The organism is Exiguobacterium sp. s125, assembly GCF_018618605.1.
Lineage (GTDB): Bacteria > Bacillota > Bacilli > Exiguobacteriales > Exiguobacteriaceae > Exiguobacterium_A > Exiguobacterium_A oxidotolerans.
The window spans coordinates 483,769-509,664 of record NZ_JACSMI010000001.1; the positions used below are offsets into that span (position 1 = coordinate 483,769).

The following is a 25,896-nucleotide window of genomic DNA, read 5'->3' on the forward strand; positions in this document are numbered from 1 at the left end:
GAGATATCTTTATGAAAAGAACAATGTCTAAGAGTGATCGCATCATTGATGCAGCAGTCAAAGTGATTGCAAAAAACGGTTATCATGGCGCGAAAGTAACAGCCATCGCGAAAGAAGCAGGCGTCGCAGACGGGACGATTTATCTTTACTTTAAAAACAAAGAACACCTGTTGATCTCTTTGTTCGAAGCGAAGATGGGGAGTTTCATCGAGTATTCAGAAGCTCAAATCGCGAATCATCAATCAGCGACGAAACAACTCGCTGCATTGATTGAGGCACACTTGGAGCAACTGTCCGTCGATTATGATTTGGCCGTCGTCACACAAATCGAGTTACGGCAGTCAAATCAAGAGATGCGGCAAAAGATTGCGACCGTCCTCAAACCATATCTCCATTTAATTGACCGTGTCATTCACAATGGGATCGCATCAGGCGAGTTCTCAGCCGAACTGGATTATCGGTTGGCGAGACAAATGGTCTTCGGGACGATTGATGAAGTCGTCACGAGTTGGATGGCGAGTGGCTTTAAATATGATTTATTGGAAACGCAACATGGTATTCATCGAATGCTGATCAAAGGGCTGAGTTAAGCCCTTTTCAAGACAAGCTTTTTGTAAGCGGATACAACGGATGATGGTGAATAGAAGTTGACAAGGGGGAGCTAGTGATGGAAATCTATGTGTTGTTAAAACGGACGTTTGATACGGAAGAAGCAATCCAGCTCGAAAACGGTAAGATTGAGGAAGACGGAGCAGAGTTCATCATCAATCCATATGATGAGTATGCGGTCGAGGAAGCGATTCGGGTGCGGGATGCACAAGGGGGAGTCGTAACCGTCTTAACAGTAGGTCCGGAAGATGCGGATAAAGAATTACGAACAGCACTTGCAATGGGGGCTGACAAAGCGGTTCGTATTTCGATTGAGGACGATGTCGAAGAAGCGGATCATTTCTCGGTTTCTGAAGTCCTCGCTGGTTATCTGAAGGAACAAGACGTTGACTTAATCATCGCCGGGAACGTAGCGGTTGACGGTGGAAGCGGACAAGTCGCACCACGTGTCGCACAGTTGCTTGACATACCATATGTCACGACGATCACGAAGTTAGAGATCGACGGAACGGATGCTGTCGTCACACGTGACTCGGAAGGGGACACGGAAGTCATCAAAACGTCGTTACCGTTACTCGTCACGGCACAACAAGGGTTAAACGAACCGCGTTACCCTAGTCTTCCTGGAATCATGAAAGCGAAAAAGAAACCACTTGAAGAATTAGATCTCTCAGATCTTGAACTGGACGAAGATGAACTAGCACCACGTCTCGAGACAGTCGAACGCTTTTTACCACCGAACAAAGCCGCTGGTAAAGTGCTCGAAGGAGAGATCTCGACACAAGTCGAAGAACTCGCTGCGCTATTACGAAACGAAGCAAAAGTAGTCTAAGGGGGAATGAACGATATGTCAAAAGCACTTGTACTTGCAGAATCACGTGATGGTAATTTACGAAATGTTTCGTTTGAAGCGATTGCGGCAGCGAAACTTGTAGCAGATGAAGTCGTCGTCGCCTTGATTGGGGAAAACGTAGCAAAAGATGCGGCACAACTCGCGACGCGTGGGGCGAACCAGGTTCTCGTCGTAGAGGACGCACGTCTTCTTCACTATACACCGGACGGTTATGGACAAGTCTTCATGCAACTGATTGACCGTGTGTCACCGGATGTACTCGTCTTCGGTCACACGTCGCTCGGAAAAGATTTGTCACCCAAAATCGCAGCGAAGCTCGAAGCCGGTTTAATCAGTGACGTCACATCAATCGAGGGAAGCGGAGCGGATGCGTTGTTCATCCGACCGATTTACTCAGGGAAAGCCTTTGAAAAGGTAAAAGTCACAGAAGGTAAAACACTGTTTACGGTCCGACCAAATAACATCGAACCGTTAGCGGAAGGCAGTTCGGACGGATCGATTGAAGCAGTAACGGTCGAATTAAAAGATTTACGGACCATCGTTTCTGAAGTCATTCGTAAAGCAACGGGCGGGGTCGATTTATCAGAGGCAAAAATCATCGTTGCGGGTGGACGTGGTGTCAAGAGTGCCGACGGGTTTGCACCGTTACAGGAATTAGCGGATTTACTTGGCGGGGCAGTCGGCGCTTCTCGTGGCGCCTGTGACGCTGATTACTGTGACTATGCGTTACAGATTGGCCAAACGGGGAAAGTCGTTACACCGGATCTCTACATCGCCTGTGGCATTTCCGGAGCGATTCAACACTTGGCAGGCATGTCGAATGCGAAAGTCATCGTCGCCATCAACAAAGATCCGGAAGCGAATATCTTCTCGGTCGCAGATTATGGCATCGTCGGAGATTTGTTTGATGTTGTGCCATTATTGACAGCAGAATTCAAGAAAATGCTCGTTCATTAATTTAAAAAGTGGGGTGGAGGAATCATCCTCTGCTCCTCTTTTTCTGCACGGTGGGCGGCGTAAAAATCGTCGTGAGCAGTTTCTTTTATCGAACGACATCGCTGTGCTATACTCAAATCAGTAAACAGGTTGATTTCACTTTTGCTGTAGCAAACATGAAATGAATCTAAAATTTAGGGGGTAATATTTTATGGCAATCGTACACGCAACTAGCCAATCATTTAAAGAAGATACACAAAAAGGACTCGTCCTCGTTGACTTTTGGGCAACTTGGTGCGGACCTTGTCGTATGCTCGCTCCAGTTCTCGAAGAACTCGATGCGGACATGCAAGACGTAACAATCGTTAAAGTTGATGTCGACGCTAACCCAGAAATCGCTGGCGCGTTCCAAGTACAAAGTATCCCGACACTCGTTCTCTTTAAAGACGGTGAGCCGGTTAATAAAACAATGGGCTTCATGCCTAAAGATGCATTAAAAGAATTCGTTGAATCAAACTAATTCGTTGAATGTTTCATAAAGAAGAGAGTGCCTCCTGAAATACGGAGGCACTCTTTTTTCAGACTGTAAACAACGTGATATTGGAAGATCCAGCGTCTTTTTTCGTTGCTTTCCTCGGGCGAGGCGCAAGCCGTTGCTCCTTGGTCCTCACGGCCAACGAGCAGGGTCTTGCCTGCCTCTGAACGTGCGTTGAAAACGCACGTTTTCCCGTAGGAGTCAACGAAACGTGACGCTTTTTAGGTCATACCGTGAAGGAAACTCATGCTTACAGACGCTTTAGATTGCAAGCTGTCGCGACCCTGCAGCTTTGCTGTAGCTTCATAAGAGTTTGTCCATACGCCGCAAAGAGAGTGCCTCCTGAACTACGGAGGCACTCTTTTGGTCGTTCGTTTAATCGAGTGGGACGATCCCGCCGAAAGATGTCGCTGACGATTGTCTAACGGCGCATTGTCAAGACATCGGTGAACAAAGCTCGACGAGGTGACCGTCCGGGTCAAGCACATAAGCGACGGTTTGTCCCCACGGTTTAACCGTTGGAGCGAGGATTGAAGGGAATCCTGCTACGATGATTCGTTCGTATACGTCCTTAACATCATCAGTAACGAATCCGATTTCGAGGGACTGCGGTCCGGTCTTGTCCGGGATGTCGTACGCAATCAGCGTTCGTACATCTTCTTTCGTATTAAAGGCGAGTGTCGTCGTGCCCGTGTCAAATTCGACATAACTTCCATGCTGCGCTTTGATTGGTAGACCTAATAATTCATGATAAAACATCAATGTCTGTTTGGGGTCATCAATGTAAAGGATCGTATAGCCGTAACGAATCATCGGAACCTCCTGACAAAAATTTAATCAACGAGTAACGAAGAAATATCGGAAGCGGGTGTCGGATAAGCGAAACGCGTTTGTTGCAAGGCGGAACTTGGGATTCGGTGTTGCATTGCGAATGAAAAATAGTTCGCAAGTTCAGCGGCGTGAACCCCGATGAAATGAGCGCCGAGAATTTGATCATCGTCACCAATCAGTACTTTAGCACGCGCGAAGGGATCTTTGATGCGGACATTCGTCTGCCAGGAAGAGGTATCGATCAAGTGACCGCGATAAGATATGTTGGCTTTTTTCAAAGCCGCTTCCGTTTGCCCGACTTGCGTGACGTTCGGTGCAGTAAAGACGACGCTCGGCACCGGTAATAACTCCAGTTTTCGAGAAGGTCCTTCAATCATGTTATGTGCCGCAAGACTCCCTTCGGTTCCTGCAAACGGGGTTAAGGCAGGATTGCCACTGAGCGCGACATCACCTGCAGCAAAGATGTTTGAAGTAGACGACTGGAGGTATTCATTGACATGGATGCCTTTTTCTTCGTATTCGACACCTGCTTTTTCTAGGTCGAGCTGGTCGACGCTCGCGACGCGACCGGTAGCATTTAAGACGACATCGGTTTCGACCGTCGTATCATTTGATAGTTGAAGCGTCGTGCCATGATAGGAGACAGCTTCTGCACTATGCACGATTTTAATCCCGAGTGCTTGAGTCGCTTCGAGCAACACTTCGACAAGTTCCTGTTCAAACTGTTTTAAAGGACGGGACCGTAACACGATCGTGACTTCTGCCCCGGCGATGCGGGCGAGGTGAGCGAACTCAAATGAAATATATCCGCCGCCGATGCAGACAAGGCGCCGCGGGACATCTCGTAATTCTAAAAATTCATTGCTCGTCAAGAAGCGTTCGCTTCCTGGAATCGACAATTCGCGTGGTCGTAAGCCAGTGGCAATCAAAAAGTGTTTCGCTTCGAGTTCAGTGTCATCGACTACGATCCGTTCCTTCGAGAGAAATCGGGGTTCACCGTGGAAATAGTCGATTCCGATCTCGTCATAACGCGCACGTGTTTGTTCCGGGATGGCACGTGTATATTCATTTTTTTCGTTCCATCAATTGACGCCAATCGATGGAGATGAGTCCTTTAAGACCATAACCGAGCAATCTCTCGACAGCATCTTTCGTTTCACTGCCAGTCAAAAGAATTTTTTTTGCATCACACCCACGTTGAGCGCATGTTCCACCTGGAGTGAAATTTTCGATTATCGCGACGCGAAGTCCTTTCTCGACGAATTTACAAGCTGCTTGATTCCCAGCAGAGCCTGTTCCAATTATAATGCAATCATATGTACGCATATTTTATCCTCCATGTGTCATAATCGTTGTAAGATGTTTACCCTATAAGGCAAAACTAAAAACGGTGGAAGGAGACATTTTTGTGAGCCATCAAGAACATATCAAGGCGAAACTATCCCTCTTACCTGACGAACCAGGTTGTTATTTGCATAAAAATGAATTTGGAGAAGTCATTTATGTCGGAAAAGCTAAAAATCTAAAGAATCGGGTCCGGTCCTATTTTACAGGAGCGCATGATTTGAAAACAGAACGACTTGTCGCGGATATCCGTGATTTTGAATATATCATCACAGGGAGCGAACTCGAAGCGTTACTCCTCGAGATGACGCTGATTAAAAAACATGATCCGAAATACAACATCATGTTAAAAGATGATAAGTCCTATCCGTACCTAAAAATTACGAATGAAACGTATCCGCGGCTGATTACGACCCGGAAGTTAAAAAAAGATGGAGGACATTATTTCGGACCTTATCCGAATGCGTATGCCGCTAACGAGACGAAGCGTCTGCTTGATCGCCTTTATCCGCTACGTAAGTGTCAGCCGATGCCGAAGAAACTTTGTCTCTATTACCACATCGGACAATGTCTTGGACCGTGCGAAATTCAGGGTTTAGAGACGGAACAGAAAGAACTCGTCTCAGAAATCCGTCGTTTTTTATCGGGAGAAACAAAAGAGCTCGTCGCATCTTTACAGACGAAGATGGGCGAAGCGGCAGAAGCGATGGAATTTGAACGGGCAGGCGAACTACGTGATCAAATCCGCGCCATCGACTCCATCATGAACAAACAGAACATGATTACGGCAGATTTGACGTCCCGTGACGTTTTTGGAATTTACGTCGACAAAGGGTGGATGTGTGTCCAGGTCTTCTTCTTACGGGGAGGGAAAATGATTGAACGAGACGTGTCTCTGTTCCCGATTTACGGGACACCTGCGGAAGAATTAGAAAGTTTCATCGTTCAGTTCTACGAAAAGAATATCAAACCGAGCGAGATGTATGTTCCGCCACTCGTTAATCAACTGTTATTGAAAGAGGCAATCGGAATTCGCGTTCATGTACCGGTCCGTGGATCGAAGCGGAAGTTACTCGATCTAGCGACGAAGAATGCCGAAAACGCAATTGGAGAACGGTTTGAATTGATTGCGCGTGATGAAAAGAAAACGGTCCAGGCAGTCCAGGAACTGGCTGACGCGATTGATGTTCATCCGTTATCGCGAATTGAAATCATCGATAATGCCAATATCCAAGGGGCGGACGCCGTTTCGGCGCTCGTTGTGTTCGAAGACGGAAAACCTCTTAAAAAAGAGTATCGTAAATTTAAGATTAAGACGGTCAAGGGACCGGATGATTATGAATCGATGCGCGAAATCGTCCGTCGTCGATATCGTCGCTTATTGCTAGAAGGGGCACGTCTTCCCGATTTAGTGTTGATTGATGGGGGTCTCGGACAATTGAATGCAGCGCTGGAAGTCATTCAAGACGAGCTCGGTTTGGATTTACCCGTCGGTTCGCTCAAAAAAGATGATAAACACCGGACGAGCCAACTATTATTCGGTGAAGGTGGGCAACTGATTGAACTCCATCCGCGCTCGAGTGCCTTTTATCTTCTCCAGCGCATGCAAGATGAAGTTCACCGTTTTGCAATCACCTTCCACCGATCATTACGTTCGAAAGGGATGACCCGCTCGGTACTCGATGACATACCGGGTGTCGGCCCAAAACGCCGTCAGCAGTTGATTCGCCATTTCGGTTCGATGCGCAGCTTAAAGAAAGCGAATATCGAACAGTTGACGGAAGCTGGTCTACCTGTAAAATTGGCTGAATCGGTCGCGGAATATTTGAGTCAAGAAAATGAAGAATGAAAGTAGGGGACTTCCGATTGACGGAGGTCCCCTACTGGTGTGCATTAGAATCTGAAGATGCATTGCTCTACGTTAACGAAATTAGTTGTTGATATATTTTTCGTAAAACGCTCCGAAGTCTTTTTGGTTCCAACGGTGGTAATGTCCTTCTAACCAATCAAACGATTCTTGTGATAATGCTTTAAAGGCTTGTGGAACATCCATTTCAGCTTGCCGGATGCCACCGAGAATCGTCACGGAATGATTGAGCGAGTTATTGGCGAACTCGAGCATCTTTTGTCCTTCATATTGCTTTTCAGCAATCGCAAGAAGTGCTTTATAAAGGTCTTTGACATGTTCGAGCTGTTTTTTATCGACGTCGATCGAGTAATGCTTTCCGCCGATTTCGAATTTGATCTCGACATCCAAGTCGACCGTTCCTGCTGTTTCGAACATGACATGACGAATCGGATAATGGGCGTACGGATAGCGATAGAGGACACGCTTTGAACTGACGGCGCTTTCCCCGTCGAGGTGAATCAATGCTAAATTCGTAAAGCAGTACTCATCACTTTTGGATTTGATTAAAAAATAAATTTTTTCGCCGTCCTCATGGAGCACGTAATCGTCGGCGGCGGCTTTATCAAAATCGTCCGGATGAATGACTTGACCGATATCGCTGAATCCTGTTAAGTCTGCTGCTAATTTCTTGAACATCGTAATTCCTCCTCGAATATATGATCGACTACTTTATACGATTACGTGACGAAAAAAGTTTCATGCTAACACGAATCGTATTAGAGAAATACGTATCAGTTCGAACGATCAAGAGGATCTTTCGGATCGAATTGGATGGTAATATGTACGCACTCTTTCCCCATCTCAGCATATCCTTCAGCGACAAATCCGTTCAACTTGGCAACCTGTTCGGCTAAAAAGCCTGCCTCAAGTTGAAAATAGCCGGTCGGTCGCTCGGCTTTAGTTGATTCCGGTGGTAAAAGTTCAAAAGAAAAAGTCGTCCCCTTTTTTTTCGTAAGGGAGAGGGTACCCCAACCGGCCTCTACGAAAAAAGGAATTAATTCGTCCTCGTTCAACACGGGGAATTGCCGGGCAAGTCGCTTACCTGCCCAGTAGATGACTTGACGATAGTCGTTACCGAGTAGATCGCTTAACACGTAATCGCGGATCAGTTCGATGCCGAATGTTGGCGCAGTGTTTGGTGTTGATTCCATGATGATTCACTCCTATCTCTGAAACTATTATAGCGAGCTAATTCTCGATGGTCATTGTTTTCCTAAAAAAATTTGCAGTTATTTGCAGTTAAATGCAACGGCTCGGGTTGTCTTATAAAAAGGACAGGAGTAGAATAAGTGATGAAAAGACGAATTTCCTTATGAAAGCGCTTTTCTACCAAAATGCGCCAACGTTTGATTGGCAAACAAAAGGGGGGATTTGGATGGCGAATCATCGTGATTTCGTGAGTCGTAAAATACACTCACTGCTCGGCGTCATTCCAATCGGGTTATTTTTACTTTCTCATCTTACGACGAACTATTTCATCGTTCGAGGGGAGGAAGACTTCAATAAGGCTGCGGAATTCGTGGGGAACGTTCCGTATCGACTGTTTCTAGAAGTGTTTGTCATCTTCATACCCATCATTTTACATGGTGTCTACGGTGTTTACATCGCATTCACAGGTTCCGCGAACACAGGACGTTATACATACTTCCGGAACTGGATGTATGTCTTACAACGCTTCACAGGTGTCTTCCTCGTCGTGTTCATTACATGGCATGTCTGGGAAACGCGGATTGCGGCAGCAATGGGGACGGAAGTTAATGCAAGCATGATGCAAAACATCGTCGATAACGGATTCATGCTCACGTTTTATATCGTCGGGATTCTAGCGACGACATTCCACCTTGCGAACGGACTTTGGACGTTCTGCATCACATGGGGAATCACACAGTCACCAGCGTCTCAACGCGCGATGTCTTATGTGGCGGCCCTCGTATTCATCGGTTTATCGTTTGTAGGCGTACGCTCGATTTTAACGTTTGCAGGCGTGTTGTAAGGAAAGGGGAACTGACAACATGGCGAACAAAAATCTTGTCATCATCGGTGGAGGGCTTGCCGGGTTGATGGCTACGATAAAAGCAGCAGAACAAGGAGTACCAGTAAAGTTATTCTCACTCGTACCCGTTAAACGATCACACTCTGTATGTGCCCAAGGCGGCATCAACGGTGCGGTCAATACAAAAGGGGAGGGTGACTCACCCTACCAGCATTTAGATGATACGGTGTATGGTGGCGACTTCCTCGCGAACCAACCGCCTGTTCAAAAAATGACAGAAGCGGCTCCGAAAATCATTCATATGTTCGACCGGATGGGCGTCATGTTTAACCGGACACCGGAAGGCTTACTCGACTTCCGGCGTTTCGGAGGAACACTCCATCATCGGACGGCTTATGCGGGAGCAACGACAGGACAACAATTACTGTACGCACTTGATGAGCAAGTACGTAAGTTTGAAGCGCAAGGTTTGGTAGAAAAATATGAAGGATGGGAATTCCTTCGCGCAGTCATTGATGAAGAAGGGATTTGTCGTGGTGCGGTGTGTCAAAATCTTCGTTCGATGGAAATCGAAGCATTTGCAGCGGATTCGGTCATCTTAGCGACGGGTGGACCCGGTGTCATCTTCGGTAAATCAACGAACTCGGTCATCAATACGGGACAAGCGGCAGCGGCTGTTTACCGGCAAGGTGCGATTTATGCGAACGGTGAGTTCATCCAGATTCACCCGACAGCGATTCCTGGTGACGATAAGCTCCGTCTGATGAGCGAATCGGCACGTGGTGAAGGCGGACGTGTCTGGACGTATAAAGACGGGAAACCGTGGTACTTCCTCGAAGAAAAATATCCGGCATACGGGAACCTCGTCCCGCGTGATATCGCGACACGTGAAATCTTTGATGTCTGTGTCAATCAAAAGCTTGGTGTCAACGGGGAGAACATGGTGTATCTCGATCTCTCACACAAAGACGCAAAAGAGCTTGATGTCAAACTCGGCGGTATCTTAGAAATTTATGAGAAGTTCGTTGGTGACGATCCACGAAAAGTACCGATGAAAATCTTCCCGGCCGTCCATTACTCGATGGGTGGATTATGGGTCGATTACGATCAAATGACGAACATCCCAGGATTGTTCGCGTCTGGTGAGTGTGATTACTCGATGCACGGTGGAAACCGTCTCGGTGCGAACTCACTTCTCTCTGCCGTTTATGGCGGAATGGTTGCGGGTCCAGCAGCGATTGCCTATATGAACGAACTTGAAACTTCTGTCCATGATATGCCGGAAGAGGTCGTTGAAGCGCATAAAATCGCTGAAATCGATCGATTCAATGATATCTTGGCGATGGAAGGGACAGAAAATGCGTATCAAATCCACCGTGAGCTCGGTGAAGTCATGACGGATAACGTAACCGTTGTCCGGTATAACGATAAGCTCGAACAGACGTTGACGAAGATTAAGGAATTACGGGAACGTTTCACGCGGATCTCGGCGACGGATACGGCACGCTGGAGTAACCAGGGCGCATCCTTCATCCGTCAGCTCGATCACATGCTTGATTTAGCGGAAGCGATCACACTCGGTGCCCTTCAACGTGACGAGAGTCGTGGTGCCCACTACAAGCCAGACTTCCCAGAGCGTGATGATGAGCGGTTCTTAAAAACGACGATGGCACGTTATACAAACGGTCATCCTGAAATCTATTACGAAGAAGTCGATACATCACTGATTCCACCACGCAAACGCGACTACAGCAAGAAGTCGAAGAAAGAGGTGAAAGCATAATGGCGACACCACTCGAACAAGAAACAAAACAAAAACCGGTTCAGTTCATCGTGCAACGTCAGGATGGACCAGACGGAAAAGCCTATGATGAAGCTTTCGAAGTCCCGTATCGTCCGAACATGAACGTCATTTCAGCATTGATGGAGATTCGCCGGAATCCTGTCAATGCGGCAGGTGAAAAAACGACACCGATCAACTGGGACATGGGTTGTCTTGAAGAAGTATGTGGTGCGTGCTCGATGGTCATCAACGGGACACCACGTCAATCCTGTACAGCGCTCGTCGATAAGCTCGAACAACCGATTCGTTTGCAACCGATGCAGACGTTCCCGATTGTGCGCGACTTACAAGTTGACCGTCAACGGATGTTTGACGCACTCAAAAAAGTAAAAGCATGGGTTCCGATCGATGGGACGTATGACCTTGGTCCAGGACCACGGATGCCAGAGAACAAACGGCAATGGGCGTATGAACTTTCAAAATGTATGACGTGTGGCGTTTGTCTTGAAGCATGTCCGAACGTCAATGACCGTTCGAACTTCATCGGACCGGCGTCGATCTCACAAGTTCGTCTCTTCAACTCACACCCGACAGGTGCCTATCATAAAGAAGAGCGCCTGGAAGCATTGATGGAAGATGGCGGCATCATGCAATGCGGTAATGCACAAAACTGTGTTGAGGTCTGCCCGAAAGGGATTCCGCTTACGACATCGATTGCGGCAATGAACCGTCAGACGACATTACACTCGTTCAAAAAATTCTTCGGTAGCGACGAAGGTCGTACAGGAGAAGCGGTTAGCAATTAATTCATAAAAAAGAAGGGGCGCTGCTCCTTCTTTTTATATTCAGGAGGGAATTTACGTGCGTGTACCTAGTTATATCGAAGATTTAGATGGGTGGTTAAGTCAAATGAAACACGGGACGAAACTCGATGTTGCGGTTCGCTTCGCTGAGACGGATGCCTACGGTCATATGAACAATCGGGTCCCGTTCGTCTATTTTGAGGATGTCCGGACGTTGATGCTTGAAGAGACAGGCTACTCGTTAGCAGATGACGGAATCGTCGTCGTCGCGGATGCGCAGTGTAACTACATCCGCCAAGTTTATCCACGGACGCGGCTTGCAGTCTACGCCTATCCTGTTCAAGTCGGAAAAGCCTCGTGTGACGTCCATTACGCGGCATTCGATGACGAAGAGCAACTGATGTTTACAGGACGAACATCGATGGTACAAATCGATCGTGCTGGGAATGCTTTTCCATGGGATGAAGCCTATAAAAATTCCTTGCAGAATCGATTCGAATCCGTTATCATTTGATAATGAGTTCACATATTCGAAAACGACTCACTAGTACGTTATTAGTGGAGGGAGATTTCTTAATCATGGAAAAAACATTCAAAGTCATCGCAGATTCAGGCATTCATGCTCGTCCTGCAACACAACTTGTCAACACAGCTTCAAAATTCCAATCAGATATCAACTTGGAGTACAACGGAAAGACTGTTAACCTTAAGTCGATCATGGGTGTACTTTCACTCGGTATCGCTAAAGATTCAGACATCAAAATCGTTGCAAACGGTGACGATGCTTCTGAAGCAATCACGACTCTTTCAGACATGCTGACAAGCGAAGGTCTTGCTCAGTAATCCTTTTATCTACATTCTCGGACGCCGGTCTTGCACCGTCGTCCTTTTTTGTTACCATAGAGGATAGGAAGGTGAGATATGACGTGAACAAACCAATTGGAGTATTAGATTCTGGGGTCGGCGGCTTGACGGTCGCGCGTGAGCTGATGCGGCAGCTTCCTCATGAACAAATCATATATGTCGGGGATACATTACGCTGTCCCTATGGACCACGACCGGAAGAAGAAATCCGGCAATTTACATGGGAGATGATTGATTATCTTGTCGCGCAGGATGTCAAACTGATTGTCATCGCCTGTAATACAGCGACGGCAGTCGTCCTGAAAGAAGCACGGGAAAAATTGACGATTCCAGTCATTGGCGTCATCGACCCAGGAGCACGGGCGGCAGTCAAGGTAACGCGATCGAAACGAATCGGTGTCATCGGGACGAAGATGACGGTAGAGAGCAATTCTTATGAAAAGGCATTACGACATGTCGAAGGGCAAGTTGTTGTCGAATCACTTGCATGTCCGCCGTTCGTCCCGCTCGTCGAGTCCTCACAGACGACAGGTGCTTACGTCGAACGTGTCGTCGCTAATACATTACGTCCATTGCTTTCGTACGACATGGACACGTTGATTTTAGGGTGCACCCATTATCCGCTGCTCGCAGATGTCATTGGACGAGTCATCGGACCAGACGTCCAATTGATTTCTTCAGGAGACGAGACGGCGCTCGAAGTCGCGGCTCTCCTCGATTACAATGGAATTGCAGCAGGAAATGATTTTATACCGGAACATGTGTATCATGCGACAGGTGACACGCGTTCCTTTGAACGGATCGCGACCGATTGGTTGAGTCAACCAATCCAAGCAAAACGATTAGTACTCGGAACGGAGGAAACGACATGAGAATCGATCAACGAGAATCTACGATGATGCGTGCGATTGCGTTTGAGACGAACGTGAATAAACATGCGGAAGGTTCCATTATGATCGCAGTCGGAGACACGCGGGTCTTGTGTACGGCAACGGTCGAAGAGAAAGTCCCGCCCTTTTTACGGGGGAAACGTCATGGTTGGATCAATGCGGAATATGCGATGTTACCACGTGCGACGGCGCAACGGACAGCGCGCGAGTCGGTCCGTGGTAAACAGACAGGTCGGACGATGGAAATCCAGCGTTTGATCAGTCGGGCGTTACGTGCTGTCGTCGACTTAGAAAAACTAGGTGAACGGACGGTCTGGATTGATTGTGATGTCATTCAGGCGGATGGCGGAACGAGAACGGCTGCGATCACAGGCGGTTTTCTTGCCCTCGTCCTCGCAGTAGACGGTCTGATTCAAAGCGGGAAACTGACGGATACACCAATCAAAGAAGGAATCGCAGCCGTCTCGATTGGAAAGGTCGGTCAAGAGCTGCTCCTTGATCTCTGTTATGAAGAGGATGCTGCAGCCGATGTTGATTTGAACTTAGTCATGACCTCTTCCGGGAAAATCGTCGAGATGCAGGCGACAGGTGAAGAGGCGACATTTTCGAAACGGGAAATGCTCGATATGCTCGAACTTGGGGAAAAGGGTATTGAAGAACTCCTGCGTGCCGGTCAAGACGCATTAGGTGCTTCGTGGTGGTATGTTGGAGAAGAAGTGGGGGAACATCGATGAAAATCATCGTCGCGACCCGCAATGCCGGGAAAGTGAAAGAACTCGAAGTGATGCTCGGGAAACTAGGTTATGACGTATCTTCTCTACTGGATTACGAAGCTGCACCTGAGACGGATGAAACGGGTGTAACTTTTGAAGAAAATGCTGAACTGAAAGCGAAAGAAGCAGCTGCTTACTTCGGTCACGCGGTTCTTGCCGACGACTCGGGACTCGAAGTCGACGCGCTCGACGGGGCGCCTGGTGTTTACTCAGCGCGTTTTGCAGGTCTAGAAAAATCAGATGCAGCGAATAATGCATTGTTGCTCGAGAAATTGGGCAATCGATCAATCGAAGAGCGGACAGCGCGCTTCGTCTGTGCATTGTCACTTGCGAAACCTTCTGGGGAGACGTTGACTGTACGCGGTACGATGGAAGGTCTCATCGGATTCGAAGCGAAAGGTGAGCATGGTTTCGGTTATGATCCTTTGTTCATCGTCCCATCTCGAAATCAAACGGCCGCCGAGTTAACAAAAGATGAGAAAGCGGCGATTAGTCATCGCGGGAATGCGTTGAAAAAACTTGGATTAGCACTGACTACTTTTTTAGGAGAGTGATCAACGATGAAAGCATTAATCGTTAGTGATAGCCATGGTCTCGAATCGGAACTTCTGACAATCGTCGAACGGCATCCGGAAGCAGAGGTTGCGTATCATTGTGGAGACTCACAGTTGACACGGATGGACGAATCATTATATCCCTATCGTGTCGTTAAAGGGAATTGTGATTATGGTAACGACTTTGCCGATGAGGTACTTGAGCCTTTTGGCGCAGTCAATCTATTATGTGTCCATGGTCATCGTCAAGACGTGAAATACAGCCTCGATCAATTAGTCCATCGTGCGGATCAAAAAGCAGCACAGGTCGTGTTGTACGGTCATTCGCACGTGGCGAAAGCGGAACAAAAGGATGGTAAACTCTTCATCAATCCGGGTTCGATTCGTATGCCGCGACACCGTCCTGAAAAAACGTATGCGATTTTGACGCTTGAAGAAGATGCGTATTCCGTTGATTTTTACGATCTGACAGGTGAACAGATTAATGCTTTACATTTAGAAGGCACGCTTTAAGAAAAGATTTTTTGTAATGTGATTGACACGAAAGAATTGTTTTAGTATAGTTTATTCGTGTTGACACGTCCCAATAGCTCAGCTGGATAGAGCAACGCCCTTCTAAGGCGTCGGTCGGGGGTTCGAATCCCTCTTGGGACGCTATAATTAAAATAGAGACTGCCCTTACGAGGGTGGTCTCTTTTTTTTATTATGATTTTCGATTATAATCAAGGTATCATGAACTTAAAAAGGGGATGTGGACAATGAGGAAACGAATCGGTGGAATCCTCCTTCTGACAGTTGCTCTAGCTGGTTGTAGCGAAATAACGAATACGGTCGACGACGCAAAACAACAAGTCGTCGAAGTGAAAAATAATGTTGATTATGCAGCGGAACTACAAACGATTGCGAAAGATACATCACGTGTCACGTCAGAGCTCTCGGCTAAGCTCGATCAAGCAGCGGAGAAGGCACGCGAATCGGCAAATCCAGAACAAACACTGGATCAACAAATGGAAAAGCTGAAAAATGATGAGACGGTTCAAAAGTTAGAGAAAGAGCTCGATCAAATCGACGAGCGTCTGTCTAGTCTCGACAGTCCGCCGGCCGAACTAAAGAGTTTGAGTGATAAGTTAAAGCAGTATGTCGATCAATCAGAGTCGATGACACGTCTTCTTGAGACGGACGTCTCGCTCGATACGTTGAATCAGCTTGGAGTCGAACAAGGGCAACGACTGCAAGACGCAATATCTAGTTGGACGGAACGACTCGATCCCTTCACAAAATAAGAATGATTGGTAGAGGAGGAGAGCGCATGAGTGAATCCCGTTGGATGGAACGACCGCTGGAACAGGAACGGATGCGACTCGCACGGATAACGAGGGTCGAGCGAGATGAACGGATGAAGCGACTCGATGACGTGGCGATGAGTGATGACGACATTTTGTATAGGGTATATACGATGCAAGATGCTTTTTCTGAGAGTAAAGAAGAACGAGAACGCTTCATCAAAATAGCGGAATCGTTTTTGACAGTCGAAGGAGTTGAGCAAGTGCTTGCGCTCTTCCTCTTTGAGCATGGACAGGCATACCCGCTTCGTGTCGCGCTTCGGACAGCCTCACCATACTTACCATACGGTCTAGCAGTTAAGTTGGAGGAAGCGGCATCAATGCTTGGACGGCAAACGGAACCAGACAGGGAAGCACGTTCGGACGAATCGTTTTTAACGCGGAAATCGGTCGGAAAGTCGGAAGCGGAATGGATAAACGTTTTTCAAACAGGAACGTACGAACAACAATTCGAGCAGTTACGTGGACTGACGCTTGAAAAGGCGCTTGAATTGAGACGGTATCTTTGCACCTCTTATGCAATCGGTGAGGACGTAAGACAGCAAAGTTTGATCGTCCTTCATACGTTATTATCGCAATTAATGACGGACGACTCATGTTTTCCTTTAACGCTTCGAATCGAACGTTTGCAGCTTGACGTGACATTCGATTCTGCCGAGCAGCTACGTAGACGGTTGGAACAACAGCAGGCGCAACTGCTCGGAGTGCAAGAAGTTTTATTTAGCTTAAGACGGCTCGATCCTTTTCGAGCGCTACTAATGTTGTCCTGGCATCAAATGCTCCACCTCAATCAGGAAGTCGATTTATTCGATATGGATCCGGTCGAGATGATTGAAACGCTTGATGCACTCGCTGGAATGACGTTCGAACGTGATGTGCCCGAAAAAGAACTCGGGGCACTTGCGCGTGACTTATACGATAGTGCTCATCAGATGTTAGAAGAGGGAAAAGCGTACGAGAAGACGGCGATATAGGAAATGCGAGGAATCCATTCGTTCAACAGTGGTAATGCTCGGAATGGATGTGCTATAATGTGACTTGTTGTACACACATGTACGCTAATTGACAATTTTGGAGGGACTCAGCATGACTGCAAAATGGGAAAAACAATCAGGTAGCCTCGGCGTTCTCACGTATGAAGCGCCTGCTGAAGCATTTGATAAAGCGGTAGACCAAGCGTTCAAGAAAGTCGTTAAGACTTTGAACACACCTGGTTTCCGTAAAGGAAAAATGCCACGCACAATGTTTAACAAAATGTACGGTGAAGAAGCACTTTATCAAGATGCTCTTGATATCTTGTATCAAGATACAATCGAAGGTGCTGTCGTCGAATCAGGTATCGAGCCAATCGCGCTTGAAAACATCGACGTTGAAACACTCGAAAAAGGAAAACCGGTTGAGTTTAAAATCACGTTCGTCATCGAACCTGAAGCAACTCTTGGTGAGTACAAAGGTCTTGAGTACACAGCTGTCGAAACTGACGTTACTGACGAAGATGTCGATGCTGAACTCAAAACAATGCAAGAGCGTGGAGCAGAGCTCGTCGTAAAAGAAGACGGCGTCATCGAAAATGGCGACACGGTCGTATTCGACTTCGCAGGTTTTGATGGGGACAACCAATTCGACGGCGGAACTGCTGAAAACTATTCACTCGTCATCGGTTCAGGAAACTTCATTCCAGGATTCGAAGAGCAAATGGTCGGTCTGAAAACTGGTGAGCAAAAAGATATCGACGTTACTTTCCCAGAAGAGTACCATGAAGCATCACTCGCTGGTAAACCAGTCGTATTCAAAGTAACAATCCACGAAGTGAAAGCACAAGAACTCCCTGAATTGACAGATGAGTTCGCTAAAGAAATGGACGAAGAAGTTTCTTCTCTTGATGAGTTGAAAACAAAAATTCGTACACGTCTTGAAAACACACGTAAACAAGAAGCTGATGCTTCAATGCGTGATGAGTTGGTTGAAGCAGCGACTAAAAACGCGACAGTTGATCTTCCTGCAGTTATGGTCGACAACGAAGTTGAGCGTATGGTCCAAGAATTCACACAACGCATTCAATCACAAGGTATCGAACTCGACATGTACTTCCAGTTAACTGGAACGACAGAAGAAGCGATGCGTACTGAAATGAAAGAACAAGCAGAAGAACGTGTTAAAGCACGTCTCGTTCTGAAACAAATTGTTGCAGATGAAAACATCGAAGTGAACGAAGAAGAAGCGCAAGCTGAACTTCAATCGATGTCTGAACTCTACAACATCCCTGCTGATCAACTTGAAACGATGCTCGCGCCACAAGGTGGTCTCGACACGCTTAAAGGTGATCTCCAGTTCCGTAAAGCAATCGACGTTCTCGTTGATAATGCTAAAACGAAATAAGTTTTTTAACTGAACTAAACGATTTCAAGACCTATTTCTGGTCTTGAAGTCGTTTTTTTTGTACGATAGGTCAAACAAGGACAAACATTATCAAAATCTTCAAATCAAACTGTAAAACGCTCGTCCAAGATTTGAAAGACTTTCCTTGTTCGTGCTACAATCATTAATAGTAAAACGTGAGATTGGATGCGAAACGTATCTATACAACTTCCACGTTAAAGGGGTGGACCTTTATGTTTAAATTTAACGAAGAGAAAGGTCAGCTAAAATGTTCTTTCTGCGGAAAGACACAAGAGCAAGTGCGCAAACTTGTTGCTGGACCTGGCGTTTACATTTGCGATGAATGTATCGAACTCTGCAATGAAATCGTTGAAGAGGAACTTGGTACAGAAGAAGAAGTCGAACTAAAGAACGTACCAAAACCGCATGAAATTCGTGAGACATTAAATGATTATGTCATTGGTCAAGAGAAAGCGAAAAAGTCTTTGTCTGTCGCAATGTACAATCATTACAAACGAATCAACGCCGGTGGTCGGGCAGATGATGTCGAGCTTTCTAAATCTAACATCGTCATGATTGGACCAACAGGTAGTGGTAAGACACTTCTTGCACAAACAATGGCACGTATCTTAAATGTTCCTTTCGCGATTGCGGATGCGACAAGTTTAACGGAAGCTGGATATGTTGGGGAAGATGTTGAAAACATCCTCTTGAAACTCATTCAAGCTGCTGATTACGATGTCGAGAAAGCAGAAAAAGGAATCATCTATATTGATGAGATTGATAAAATTGCCCGTAAATCTGAAAATCCTTCCATCACACGTGATGTATCAGGAGAAGGGGTGCAACAAGCACTTCTTAAAATCCTAGAAGGAACAGTTGCGAGCGTACCGCCACAAGGTGGACGTAAACATCCACATCAAGAATTCATTCAAATCGATACGACGAATATTCTTTTCATCGTCGGTGGAGCATTTGATGGAATCGATCAATCGATTAAACGTCGTCTTGGTAAAAAAGTCATCGGATTCGGAAATGATTCTGAAAACCGTAACTTTACGCAAAAAGAAATTCTTGCTGCCGCATTACCAGAGGATCTCCAAAAATTCGGACTAATCCCCGAGTTCATCGGTCGTCTGCCAGTCATGGCGACACTCGAACCACTCGATGAGGATGCACTCGTCCAAATCTTGACGAAACCTAAAAATGCGTTAGTCAAACAATATAAAAAAATGCTTCAACTTGATGATGTCGAACTCGACTTCACAGATGAAGGACTAATTGAAATCGCGAAACTCGCAATCAAACGGAAAACCGGTGCACGTGGTTTACGTTCGATCATTGAGGAAACGATGCTTGAAATCATGTTCGAAATACCATCACGTGAAGATATCGCAAAAGTCATCATTACAGCTGAAACGTTGACTGGTAAGCGTGGTCCGACGCTTGAGTTGAAAGATGGTACAATTGAACAAGGTAAAGAAAAAGAAACGGCGTAACACCGTGACAAATCGGCTCGGAGGCTACTTGTACGCCTTTCCGAGCCTTTTTTGTTTAGGAGGAATTTGATGAAGACAAAACAATATCCACTTTTACCACTTCGTGGCGTCGTCGCCTATCCATTAATCGGCTTGACGATTGATGTTGGTCGACCAGTTTCACTAAAAGCATTACTCGCTTCAAAGGAACATGAAATTGATTTGGTCGTCGTGACGCAACGCGACCCAGAAGCAGAACCATCGGTTGACGGACTGCATACAATCGGAACACTTGTCCAAATCGCGAAGATGAGTGAGCTTGGCAATGATACGGTCCGCGTCCGCGTCATCGGTAAGGAACGTGTTCGGATTGAACAAGTCAGTGAAACGGATGAAGGGTATCAAGCAGCCATCGAACCGATTGAGAAAATCGATATCAAAGGTGCAAAACAAGAGGCGCTCGTCCGCTTGATTAAAGAACAATTCGGTCAACTCGTCTCCCGTATCAAAGGCATCGGGACAGACGAACGACGTCGTTTTGAAACGTATGAACGCCTGGATTCTTTGACGGATTACATCACGTCGAAATTGCCGATTGAACTTGCAAAAAAACAAGAATTCCTAGAAGAAAATGATCCGGTCGAGCGGGGCTTGATGTTGCTCGATGTCATGAAGCATGAGTATGAAGTCGTTGAGCTAGAGCGAGAAATGCGGGAACGGACGAAAAAAACGATTGAACAATCCCAACGTGACTATTACCTTCGGGAACAGTTGAAAACGATTCAACAAGAACTCGGAGGGGAAGCAGTTTCTGCTGAAAGTGATGCTGTGAAGTATAAAGAACAGCTAGCGATGCTAGATTTATCAGACACAGCCGTTGCAAACGTTGAAAAAGAAATCAATCGGTTAGCCGTCGTACCGGCGACGAGTCCGGAACATGGTGTCATTCGAAATTACTTGGAATGGTTCTTCTCGCTTCCATGGAATGAGGCGACGGATGATTTCTTGAACGTCGAAGCGGCGTCAGAACAACTCGATGAAGATCACTACGGTCTCGAAAAAGTAAAAGAACGGATTCTCGAGTATTTAGCTGTCCGTCAATTGACAGATTCGTTACGTGGACCGATTCTATGTCTCGCAGGTCCTCCGGGGGTCGGGAAGACTTCACTTGCACGTTCCATCGCTACCGCTCTTGAACGGAAGTTCGTCCGTGTATCGCTTGGTGGTGTACGAGATGAAGCAGAGATCCGCGGCCATCGCCGGACCTATATCGGAGCGATGCCGGGACGAATCATTCGTGGACTGAAACAAGCAGGTACGAACAATCCGGTCTTCCTACTCGACGAAATCGATAAGATGTCGAATGATTTCCGTGGGGATCCATCGTCTGCGATGCTTGAAGTGCTCGATCCTGAGCAAAACAATAGCTTTTCTGATCACTATATCGAAGAACCGTTCGATTTATCGAACGTGTTATTCATCGCAACGGCGAATGATGTCTCGAACATTCCAGGACCTTTACTTGACCGGATGGAATTGATTCAAATCGGTGGTTATACGGAGCAAGAGAAAGCACAAATTGCCGTCCGTCACTTGCTATCGAAACAAATCAAAGAACATGGCTTGAAAAAGAGTCAATTAACAGTCAAACCGGACGCGCTCGAGGAAGTCGTCCGACGGTATACACGAGAAGCCGGTGTCCGGAACTTGGAACGTGTGTTAGGGTCGCTTTGTCGTAAGGCGGCGAAACAAATCGCGATGGGTGAAAAGAAACGTGTCACGGTGACGAAACGGAACTTACCAGACTTCTTAGGGAAACCGATCTACCGGTATGGTCAAGGAGAATTAGAAGATACGATTGGCGCGGTGACCGGTTTAGCGTATACTGCATTTGGGGGCGACACACTGACGATTGAAGTCAGTCTTGCGCCAGGTAAAGGAAAATTGCAATTAACGGGTAAACTTGGTGACGTCATGCAAGAGTCGGCTCAGACAGCATACAGCTTCGTACGAGCGAACGCTGAAACAGTTGGAATTGACCCGAATTTCTATGAAACACAGGATATTCATATCCACGTACCGGAAGGCGCCGTACCGAAAGATGGCCCGTCAGCTGGGATTACGATTGCGACAGCCTTGATTTCTGCTCTGACGAAACGTCCAGTCCGGCGCGACGTCGGAATGACAGGCGAAATCACGTTACGTGGTCGTGTCTTACCAATCGGTGGTCTAAAAGAGAAATCGCTCGCGGCACATCGTGCAGGATTGACGACGATTTTAATGCCACAAGACAATACGCGCGATATCGATGAGATTCCAGAAACCGTTCGAGATGGGATTCGATTCATTCCGGTCGCTACGATGGACCAAGTACTCGAACATGCATTAAAAGGAGAGTAACATGAAAATTTATAAAGCAGATTTTATTACAAGTGGTGTCAATCCGGAGCATTATCCGGAACCACTTCTTCCGGAAGTTGCACTTGCGGGACGGTCGAACGTCGGAAAGTCGTCGTTCATCAATAAGCTCGTACAGCGGAAGGCGCTCGCGCGTACTTCATCAAAACCAGGGAAAACACAAACGTTGAACTTCTTCAATATCAATGATGAGCTCATGTTTGTCGATGTACCCGGATACGGCTACGCGAAAGTTTCGAAAACGGAACGGGAAGCCTGGGGAAAAATGATGGAGAAGTATTTCACGACACGTGAAATACTAAAAGGTGTCGTCTTACTCGTTGACATTCGTCATGAACCATCGGCAGATGATGTCATCATGTACGACTTCTTAAAGTACTATGATTTATCCGTCATCGTCGTCGCGACAAAACTTGATAAAATCAAGCGTGGTCAGCGGGATAAACAAATCGCAGCCATCAAGCGGAAACTGCAATTTGATGGTCAAGATACATTCATTCCGTTTTCTTCAGAAACGGGCGAAGGTGTCGATGCGGCATGGGAAGCGATTTATGCTCATTTGTAAGAGGTACAACTGATTGAAGGTAAAAGGCAATGTTCACAAGATGAACATTGCCTTTTAATTTATTATTTCGAAAATAATATAGATAAAAAATAGCGATGTATCTATACTTAATATTGTAAAAAGATAAAGATTATTTCCAGTTCTCTTTTGGGCATAGCTTTCATCCAGCGTAAATTTTGACGAAAAAGATGAAATAATAACAAATTAATGGAATAGCAGCTTTAAAAAATATGCTATACCGGAATTGAAAACTGTAGGAGGCTTATTCGTGGACTTACTTCGAAACAAATGGTTTAAAGCATTACTTTGGATACTAACGATTTTCTTAGTCATCTGGGTCGGGACGAAAATCTCGTTTTTATTCCAACCGATTAAAGTGATGCTTGCGTTAATTTTCCCACCACTTATCATTGCAGGAATTTTTTATTACTTTACACTTGGAATCGTTGACGCCTTACAAAAACGTGTCAAAAAACGTGGACTTGCCGTTCTGATTGTTTTACTCGCTTTTGTCGGGATTTTGACGCTCATCATTACGTTGATCGGTCCAATCCTCGTCAAACAGGTGACGGAGTTTGTCACGAGCATCCCGAATCTTGTCGTAGAACTACGTGATCAAACGTTGAATCTACGCGATCAATTGATGGACAATCGTTTTATTTCGAATTGGGTTCAACACAATACGGAATTGTTTGACGAGTGGACGAATGAAGCGACGTCATATATCGGAACGCTCTTCAAGTCCGTTTCGGCATCTGTCGGAACCATTTTCGGTGTCATCTCTTCGACGGTTCTAATCGTCGTGCTCGTTCCGTTCATTCTCGTCTACATGCTGCTTGACGGGTACAAGTTTCCTGACTCGGTCGTTAAACTTTTACCGAAAGGCTATGAGGCAGAAACACGTAACATCTTACATGACATGCACGTGACGGTTAAGCACTACGTCAATGGTCAAGTCATCGTTTCACTCTGCGTCGGATTGATGTCGTTAATCGGTTTCTTCATCTCAGATATTCAATACGCTTTGTTACTCGCATTATTTTGTACGGTGACGAACATCATTCCGTATCTTGGACCATATATCGGGGCTGTTCCTGCTGTCATCGTCGGATTCATCGATGATCCGATCAAGGCGCTTTATGCAATCATCACGATCGTTATCGCACAACAGATTGAATCGAATTTGATTTCTCCGTATGTTCAAGGGAAAACGTTAAAAGTGCATCCGTTGACGATCATCATCGTCTTGCTCGTCGCCGGTAAAATCGCCGGTATCATCGGCGTCATTTTGGCTGTTCCGACATATGCTGTCTCCAAAGTCGTCATCCAGAACATTGCTCGTATTTATCGTTTACGTCAGCAACAGTTCGACTTGCAGACCGAGAGCTCGACAATCATTACCGATTCTTCCAAATCCTAACGATAAGCCCTCTGCTGAAACATTCGAGCAGAGGGTTTGTGATTTATCCGAGAGAGGGATAGGATGAAAGAATACTTTTCACAACTTTGACTCATTTTAGTTTATAAATTGATTGGAATCTTTTTTATAATGGTTATAATGTAGAGTAGAGAACAAAAGATAGAGGAGAATGAAATCTTTAGACGTAAGGGGTAGAGCGCATGCATATCGTAGTTGTCGGTTTAAATAATAAGACGGCGCCTGTATCAATACGCGAACAAGTCTCATTTGGGGAACATGAGATGAAGGGAGCGGTCGTGGCGTTACGAGATGAAAAGAGTATTTTCGAGAGCGTCATCGTGTCGACTTGTAACCGGACCGAATTATATGTCGTGACGGATCAACCACACACAGGACGCTACTATACAAAACGTTTTCTTGCGAACTGGTTCGGTTTGACGATGGAAGAACTTGAACCGTATTTATTCATCCATGAAGGGTTTGATGCGATGAAGCACTTGTTCCGAGTGACGAGTGGTCTCGATTCGATGATCGTCGGGGAAACGCAAATTTTAGGTCAAGTGAAGACAAGTTTCTTTACAGCGCAAAAATTAGAAACGACGGGAACGGTCTTCAACAAACTATTTAAGGAAGCGGTAACGCTTGCGAAACGTGCCCATGCTGAAACAGGAATCGGGGAGAGTGCCGTTTCTGTCAGTGCTGCTGCCGTGACACTTGCAGAACAATTGCTCGGTTCTCTTGAAGATAAATCAATTGTCGTCATCGGTGCCGGTGAGACAGGTGAATTGACGACGTTGAACTTGTATGAGGCCGGTGCGCGAGATATCACGGTCTTTAACCGAACGCTTGCGAAAGCAGAAGAAGTTGCGAATCGTTTCGAAGGGTCTGCACATTCGATTAACGAAATGCAATGTGGTCTTCTTCGCGCTGATATCGTCATTTCTTCTACCGGTGCCAAACGGGCGATCATCAAGCGGGAAGATATCGCCGCTGCTCAACTGTTCCGCAGTGACCGTCCCTTCCTGTTGATCGACATTGCGGTACCACGTGATATCGAGCCGACAGCGGGTGACTTACCTGGTGTTCATTTATATGACGTCGATGATTTAACATCAATCGTCCAACAGAACATGGCGGAACGGATGAAAGAAGCGGCTAAAATCGAGTTACGGATTGAAGCTGCCATCGCTGAGTTTGAAGGATGGATGACGACGCTTGGTGTCGTTCCAATCATTACGGAACTGCGCGATCAATCGCTTAAAATTCAGCAAGAGACGATGCAAAGCCTCGAACGGAAACTGCCGGACATGTCGGCCCGTGAAAAAGCCGTCATCGGAAAACACATGAAATCAATTATCAATCAATTATTACGTGAACCGCTCTCATACATTAAAGATGCCGCGGCAAAACCAGATGCAGAACAACGCATTGCACAGTTCATGGACACCTTTGCACTCGATGAAGAACTGTTTGATTCGTCGGTCGAAGACGTCGTGTTACAAGACGAAACTTCTGAACCACGCAAAGCTGTGAATCGGTGAACAAAGCTGTAATTGTGTTACAATAGAAAAGCATGGGGCGGACTTGTGCCGCCCCTTTATTATTGTACAGGGGGA

General features: G+C 46.3%; 27 protein-coding genes and 1 tRNA gene. 23 read left to right on the top strand and 5 right to left on the bottom strand.

Features of this window, described 5'->3' with window-relative positions:
• Window positions 1-11 precede the first annotated feature (11 nt).
• The 4 genes from KNQ05_RS02305 to trxA all read left to right on the top strand — a co-directional run bounded on the left by KNQ05_RS02305 (window position 12) and on the right by trxA (window position 2,918).
• On the top strand, window positions 12-590 hold the full coding sequence (locus KNQ05_RS02305; protein WP_051667299.1) for a fatty acid metabolism transcriptional regulator FadR: 579 nt from the start codon (window positions 12-14) through the stop codon (window positions 588-590).
• 77 nt (window positions 591-667) lie between these two features.
• Window positions 668-1,441 carry an electron transfer flavoprotein subunit beta/FixA family protein gene (locus tag KNQ05_RS02310; protein ID WP_214766538.1) on the top strand — a complete coding sequence of 258 codons (774 nt, stop codon included), beginning with the start codon at window positions 668-670 and terminating at the stop codon, window positions 1,439-1,441.
• 15 nt (window positions 1,442-1,456) lie between these two features.
• Window positions 1,457-2,419, top strand: a complete 963-nt coding sequence (locus tag KNQ05_RS02315) for an electron transfer flavoprotein subunit alpha/FixB family protein (protein WP_214766536.1) — start codon at window positions 1,457-1,459, stop codon at window positions 2,417-2,419.
• A 190-nt stretch (window positions 2,420-2,609) separates the two neighbouring features.
• Window positions 2,610-2,918, top strand: a complete 309-nt coding sequence (gene trxA / locus KNQ05_RS02320; RefSeq protein ID WP_029331102.1) for a thioredoxin — start codon at window positions 2,610-2,612, stop codon at window positions 2,916-2,918.
• A 450-nt stretch (window positions 2,919-3,368) separates the two neighbouring features.
• Here the strand turns inward: trxA and KNQ05_RS02325 are convergent, their stop codons facing one another.
• The 3 genes from KNQ05_RS02325 to KNQ05_RS02335 are packed head-to-tail and all read right to left on the bottom strand — an operon-like array spanning window position 3,369 to window position 5,090.
• Complete coding sequence (locus KNQ05_RS02325) at window positions 3,369-3,746, bottom strand: VOC family protein (protein WP_214804366.1); 378 nt, start codon at window positions 3,744-3,746, stop codon at window positions 3,369-3,371.
• 20 nt (window positions 3,747-3,766) lie between these two features.
• Window positions 3,767-4,816, bottom strand: a complete 1,050-nt coding sequence (locus tag KNQ05_RS15805; RefSeq protein ID WP_353049618.1) for a dihydrolipoyl dehydrogenase family protein — start codon at window positions 4,814-4,816, stop codon at window positions 3,767-3,769.
• Between the two features lie 13 nt (window positions 4,817-4,829).
• On the bottom strand, window positions 4,830-5,090 hold the full coding sequence (locus tag KNQ05_RS02335; protein WP_214804370.1) for an FAD-dependent oxidoreductase: 261 nt from the start codon (window positions 5,088-5,090) through the stop codon (window positions 4,830-4,832).
• An 82-nt stretch (window positions 5,091-5,172) separates the two neighbouring features.
• Here KNQ05_RS02335 and uvrC point away from each other — a divergent pair, with 82 nt between their 5' ends.
• Window positions 5,173-6,957, top strand: a complete 1,785-nt coding sequence (uvrC, locus tag KNQ05_RS02340; protein WP_214766530.1) for an excinuclease ABC subunit UvrC — start codon at window positions 5,173-5,175, stop codon at window positions 6,955-6,957.
• A gap of 81 nt (window positions 6,958-7,038) precedes the next feature.
• Here the strand turns inward: uvrC and KNQ05_RS02345 are convergent, their stop codons facing one another.
• Together KNQ05_RS02345 and KNQ05_RS02350 are read right to left on the bottom strand one after the other, a co-directional pair.
• Window positions 7,039-7,653, bottom strand: a complete 615-nt coding sequence (locus tag KNQ05_RS02345) for a PH domain-containing protein (RefSeq protein WP_088837570.1) — start codon at window positions 7,651-7,653, stop codon at window positions 7,039-7,041.
• Window positions 7,654-7,748: 95 nt separating this feature from the next.
• Window positions 7,749-8,168: a YslB family protein gene (locus KNQ05_RS02350; RefSeq protein WP_214766528.1), complete on the bottom strand. Its 420-nt coding sequence runs from the start codon at window positions 8,166-8,168 to the stop codon at window positions 7,749-7,751.
• 224 nt (window positions 8,169-8,392) lie between these two features.
• Here KNQ05_RS02350 and KNQ05_RS02355 point away from each other — a divergent pair, with 224 nt between their 5' ends.
• From KNQ05_RS02355 to hemA, 18 genes are all read left to right on the top strand, one after another.
• Window positions 8,393-9,010, top strand: coding sequence for a succinate dehydrogenase cytochrome b558 subunit (locus KNQ05_RS02355; protein WP_029331096.1), 618 nt, complete (start codon window positions 8,393-8,395; stop codon window positions 9,008-9,010).
• Window positions 9,011-9,029: 19 nt separating this feature from the next.
• Window positions 9,030-10,793, top strand: a complete 1,764-nt coding sequence (gene sdhA, locus KNQ05_RS02360; RefSeq protein WP_159173051.1) for a succinate dehydrogenase flavoprotein subunit — start codon at window positions 9,030-9,032, stop codon at window positions 10,791-10,793.
• On the top strand, window positions 10,793-11,599 hold the full coding sequence (sdhB, locus tag KNQ05_RS02365; RefSeq protein ID WP_088837567.1) for a succinate dehydrogenase iron-sulfur subunit: 807 nt from the start codon (window positions 10,793-10,795) through the stop codon (window positions 11,597-11,599). Before sdhA ends, sdhB begins: the two co-directional genes overlap by 1 nt.
• A 55-nt stretch (window positions 11,600-11,654) precedes the next feature.
• Entirely contained in the window at window positions 11,655-12,110 is a 456-nt protein-coding gene (locus KNQ05_RS02370) for an acyl-CoA thioesterase (protein ID WP_214804372.1), read from the top strand.
• Window positions 12,111-12,175: 65 nt separating this feature from the next.
• Window positions 12,176-12,439, top strand: a complete 264-nt coding sequence (locus tag KNQ05_RS02375) for a phosphocarrier protein HPr (protein WP_012371023.1) — start codon at window positions 12,176-12,178, stop codon at window positions 12,437-12,439.
• Between the two features lie 83 nt (window positions 12,440-12,522).
• Window positions 12,523-13,332, top strand: coding sequence for a glutamate racemase (gene racE, locus KNQ05_RS02380; protein ID WP_214766522.1), 810 nt, complete (start codon window positions 12,523-12,525; stop codon window positions 13,330-13,332).
• Entirely contained in the window at window positions 13,329-14,084 is a 756-nt protein-coding gene (gene rph / locus KNQ05_RS02385) for a ribonuclease PH (protein WP_214766520.1), read from the top strand. The genes racE and rph overlap by 4 nt, the downstream gene beginning before the upstream one ends.
• Window positions 14,081-14,677 carry an XTP/dITP diphosphatase gene (locus KNQ05_RS02390; protein WP_214804374.1) on the top strand — a complete coding sequence of 199 codons (597 nt, stop codon included), beginning with the start codon at window positions 14,081-14,083 and terminating at the stop codon, window positions 14,675-14,677. The genes rph and KNQ05_RS02390 overlap by 4 nt, the downstream gene beginning before the upstream one ends.
• Before the next feature lie 6 nt (window positions 14,678-14,683).
• Window positions 14,684-15,190: a metallophosphoesterase family protein gene (locus KNQ05_RS02395; protein WP_214804376.1), complete on the top strand. Its 507-nt coding sequence runs from the start codon at window positions 14,684-14,686 to the stop codon at window positions 15,188-15,190.
• A gap of 67 nt (window positions 15,191-15,257) precedes the next feature.
• A tRNA-Arg gene (locus KNQ05_RS02400) sits at window positions 15,258-15,331 on the top strand.
• A gap of 104 nt (window positions 15,332-15,435) precedes the next feature.
• Complete coding sequence (locus KNQ05_RS02405) at window positions 15,436-15,960, top strand: hypothetical protein (RefSeq protein ID WP_235195165.1); 525 nt, start codon at window positions 15,436-15,438, stop codon at window positions 15,958-15,960.
• A 26-nt stretch (window positions 15,961-15,986) separates the two neighbouring features.
• Complete coding sequence (locus tag KNQ05_RS02410) at window positions 15,987-16,994, top strand: hypothetical protein (RefSeq protein WP_214804378.1); 1,008 nt, start codon at window positions 15,987-15,989, stop codon at window positions 16,992-16,994.
• A gap of 112 nt (window positions 16,995-17,106) precedes the next feature.
• On the top strand, window positions 17,107-18,399 hold the full coding sequence (tig, locus tag KNQ05_RS02415) for a trigger factor (protein WP_088837559.1): 1,293 nt from the start codon (window positions 17,107-17,109) through the stop codon (window positions 18,397-18,399).
• A 233-nt stretch (window positions 18,400-18,632) separates the two neighbouring features.
• On the top strand, window positions 18,633-19,898 hold the full coding sequence (gene clpX / locus KNQ05_RS02420) for an ATP-dependent protease ATP-binding subunit ClpX (protein ID WP_088837558.1): 1,266 nt from the start codon (window positions 18,633-18,635) through the stop codon (window positions 19,896-19,898).
• Window positions 19,899-19,967: 69 nt separating this feature from the next.
• On the top strand, window positions 19,968-22,277 hold the full coding sequence (gene lon, locus KNQ05_RS02425; RefSeq protein WP_088837557.1) for an endopeptidase La: 2,310 nt from the start codon (window positions 19,968-19,970) through the stop codon (window positions 22,275-22,277).
• A 1-nt stretch (window position 22,278) separates the two neighbouring features.
• Window positions 22,279-22,860 (top strand): ribosome biogenesis GTP-binding protein YihA/YsxC, encoded by a 582-nt coding sequence (gene yihA, locus KNQ05_RS02430; RefSeq protein WP_088837556.1) that lies wholly within the window; start codon window positions 22,279-22,281, stop codon window positions 22,858-22,860.
• 268 nt (window positions 22,861-23,128) lie between these two features.
• Entirely contained in the window at window positions 23,129-24,280 is a 1,152-nt protein-coding gene (locus KNQ05_RS02435; RefSeq protein ID WP_214766512.1) for an AI-2E family transporter, read from the top strand.
• Between the two features lie 200 nt (window positions 24,281-24,480).
• The gene (hemA, locus tag KNQ05_RS02440) at window positions 24,481-25,821 is read left to right on the top strand and encodes a glutamyl-tRNA reductase (protein ID WP_088837554.1); all 1,341 of its coding nucleotides are present in this window, start codon (window positions 24,481-24,483) and stop codon (window positions 25,819-25,821) included.
• Window positions 25,822-25,896 lie beyond the last annotated feature (75 nt).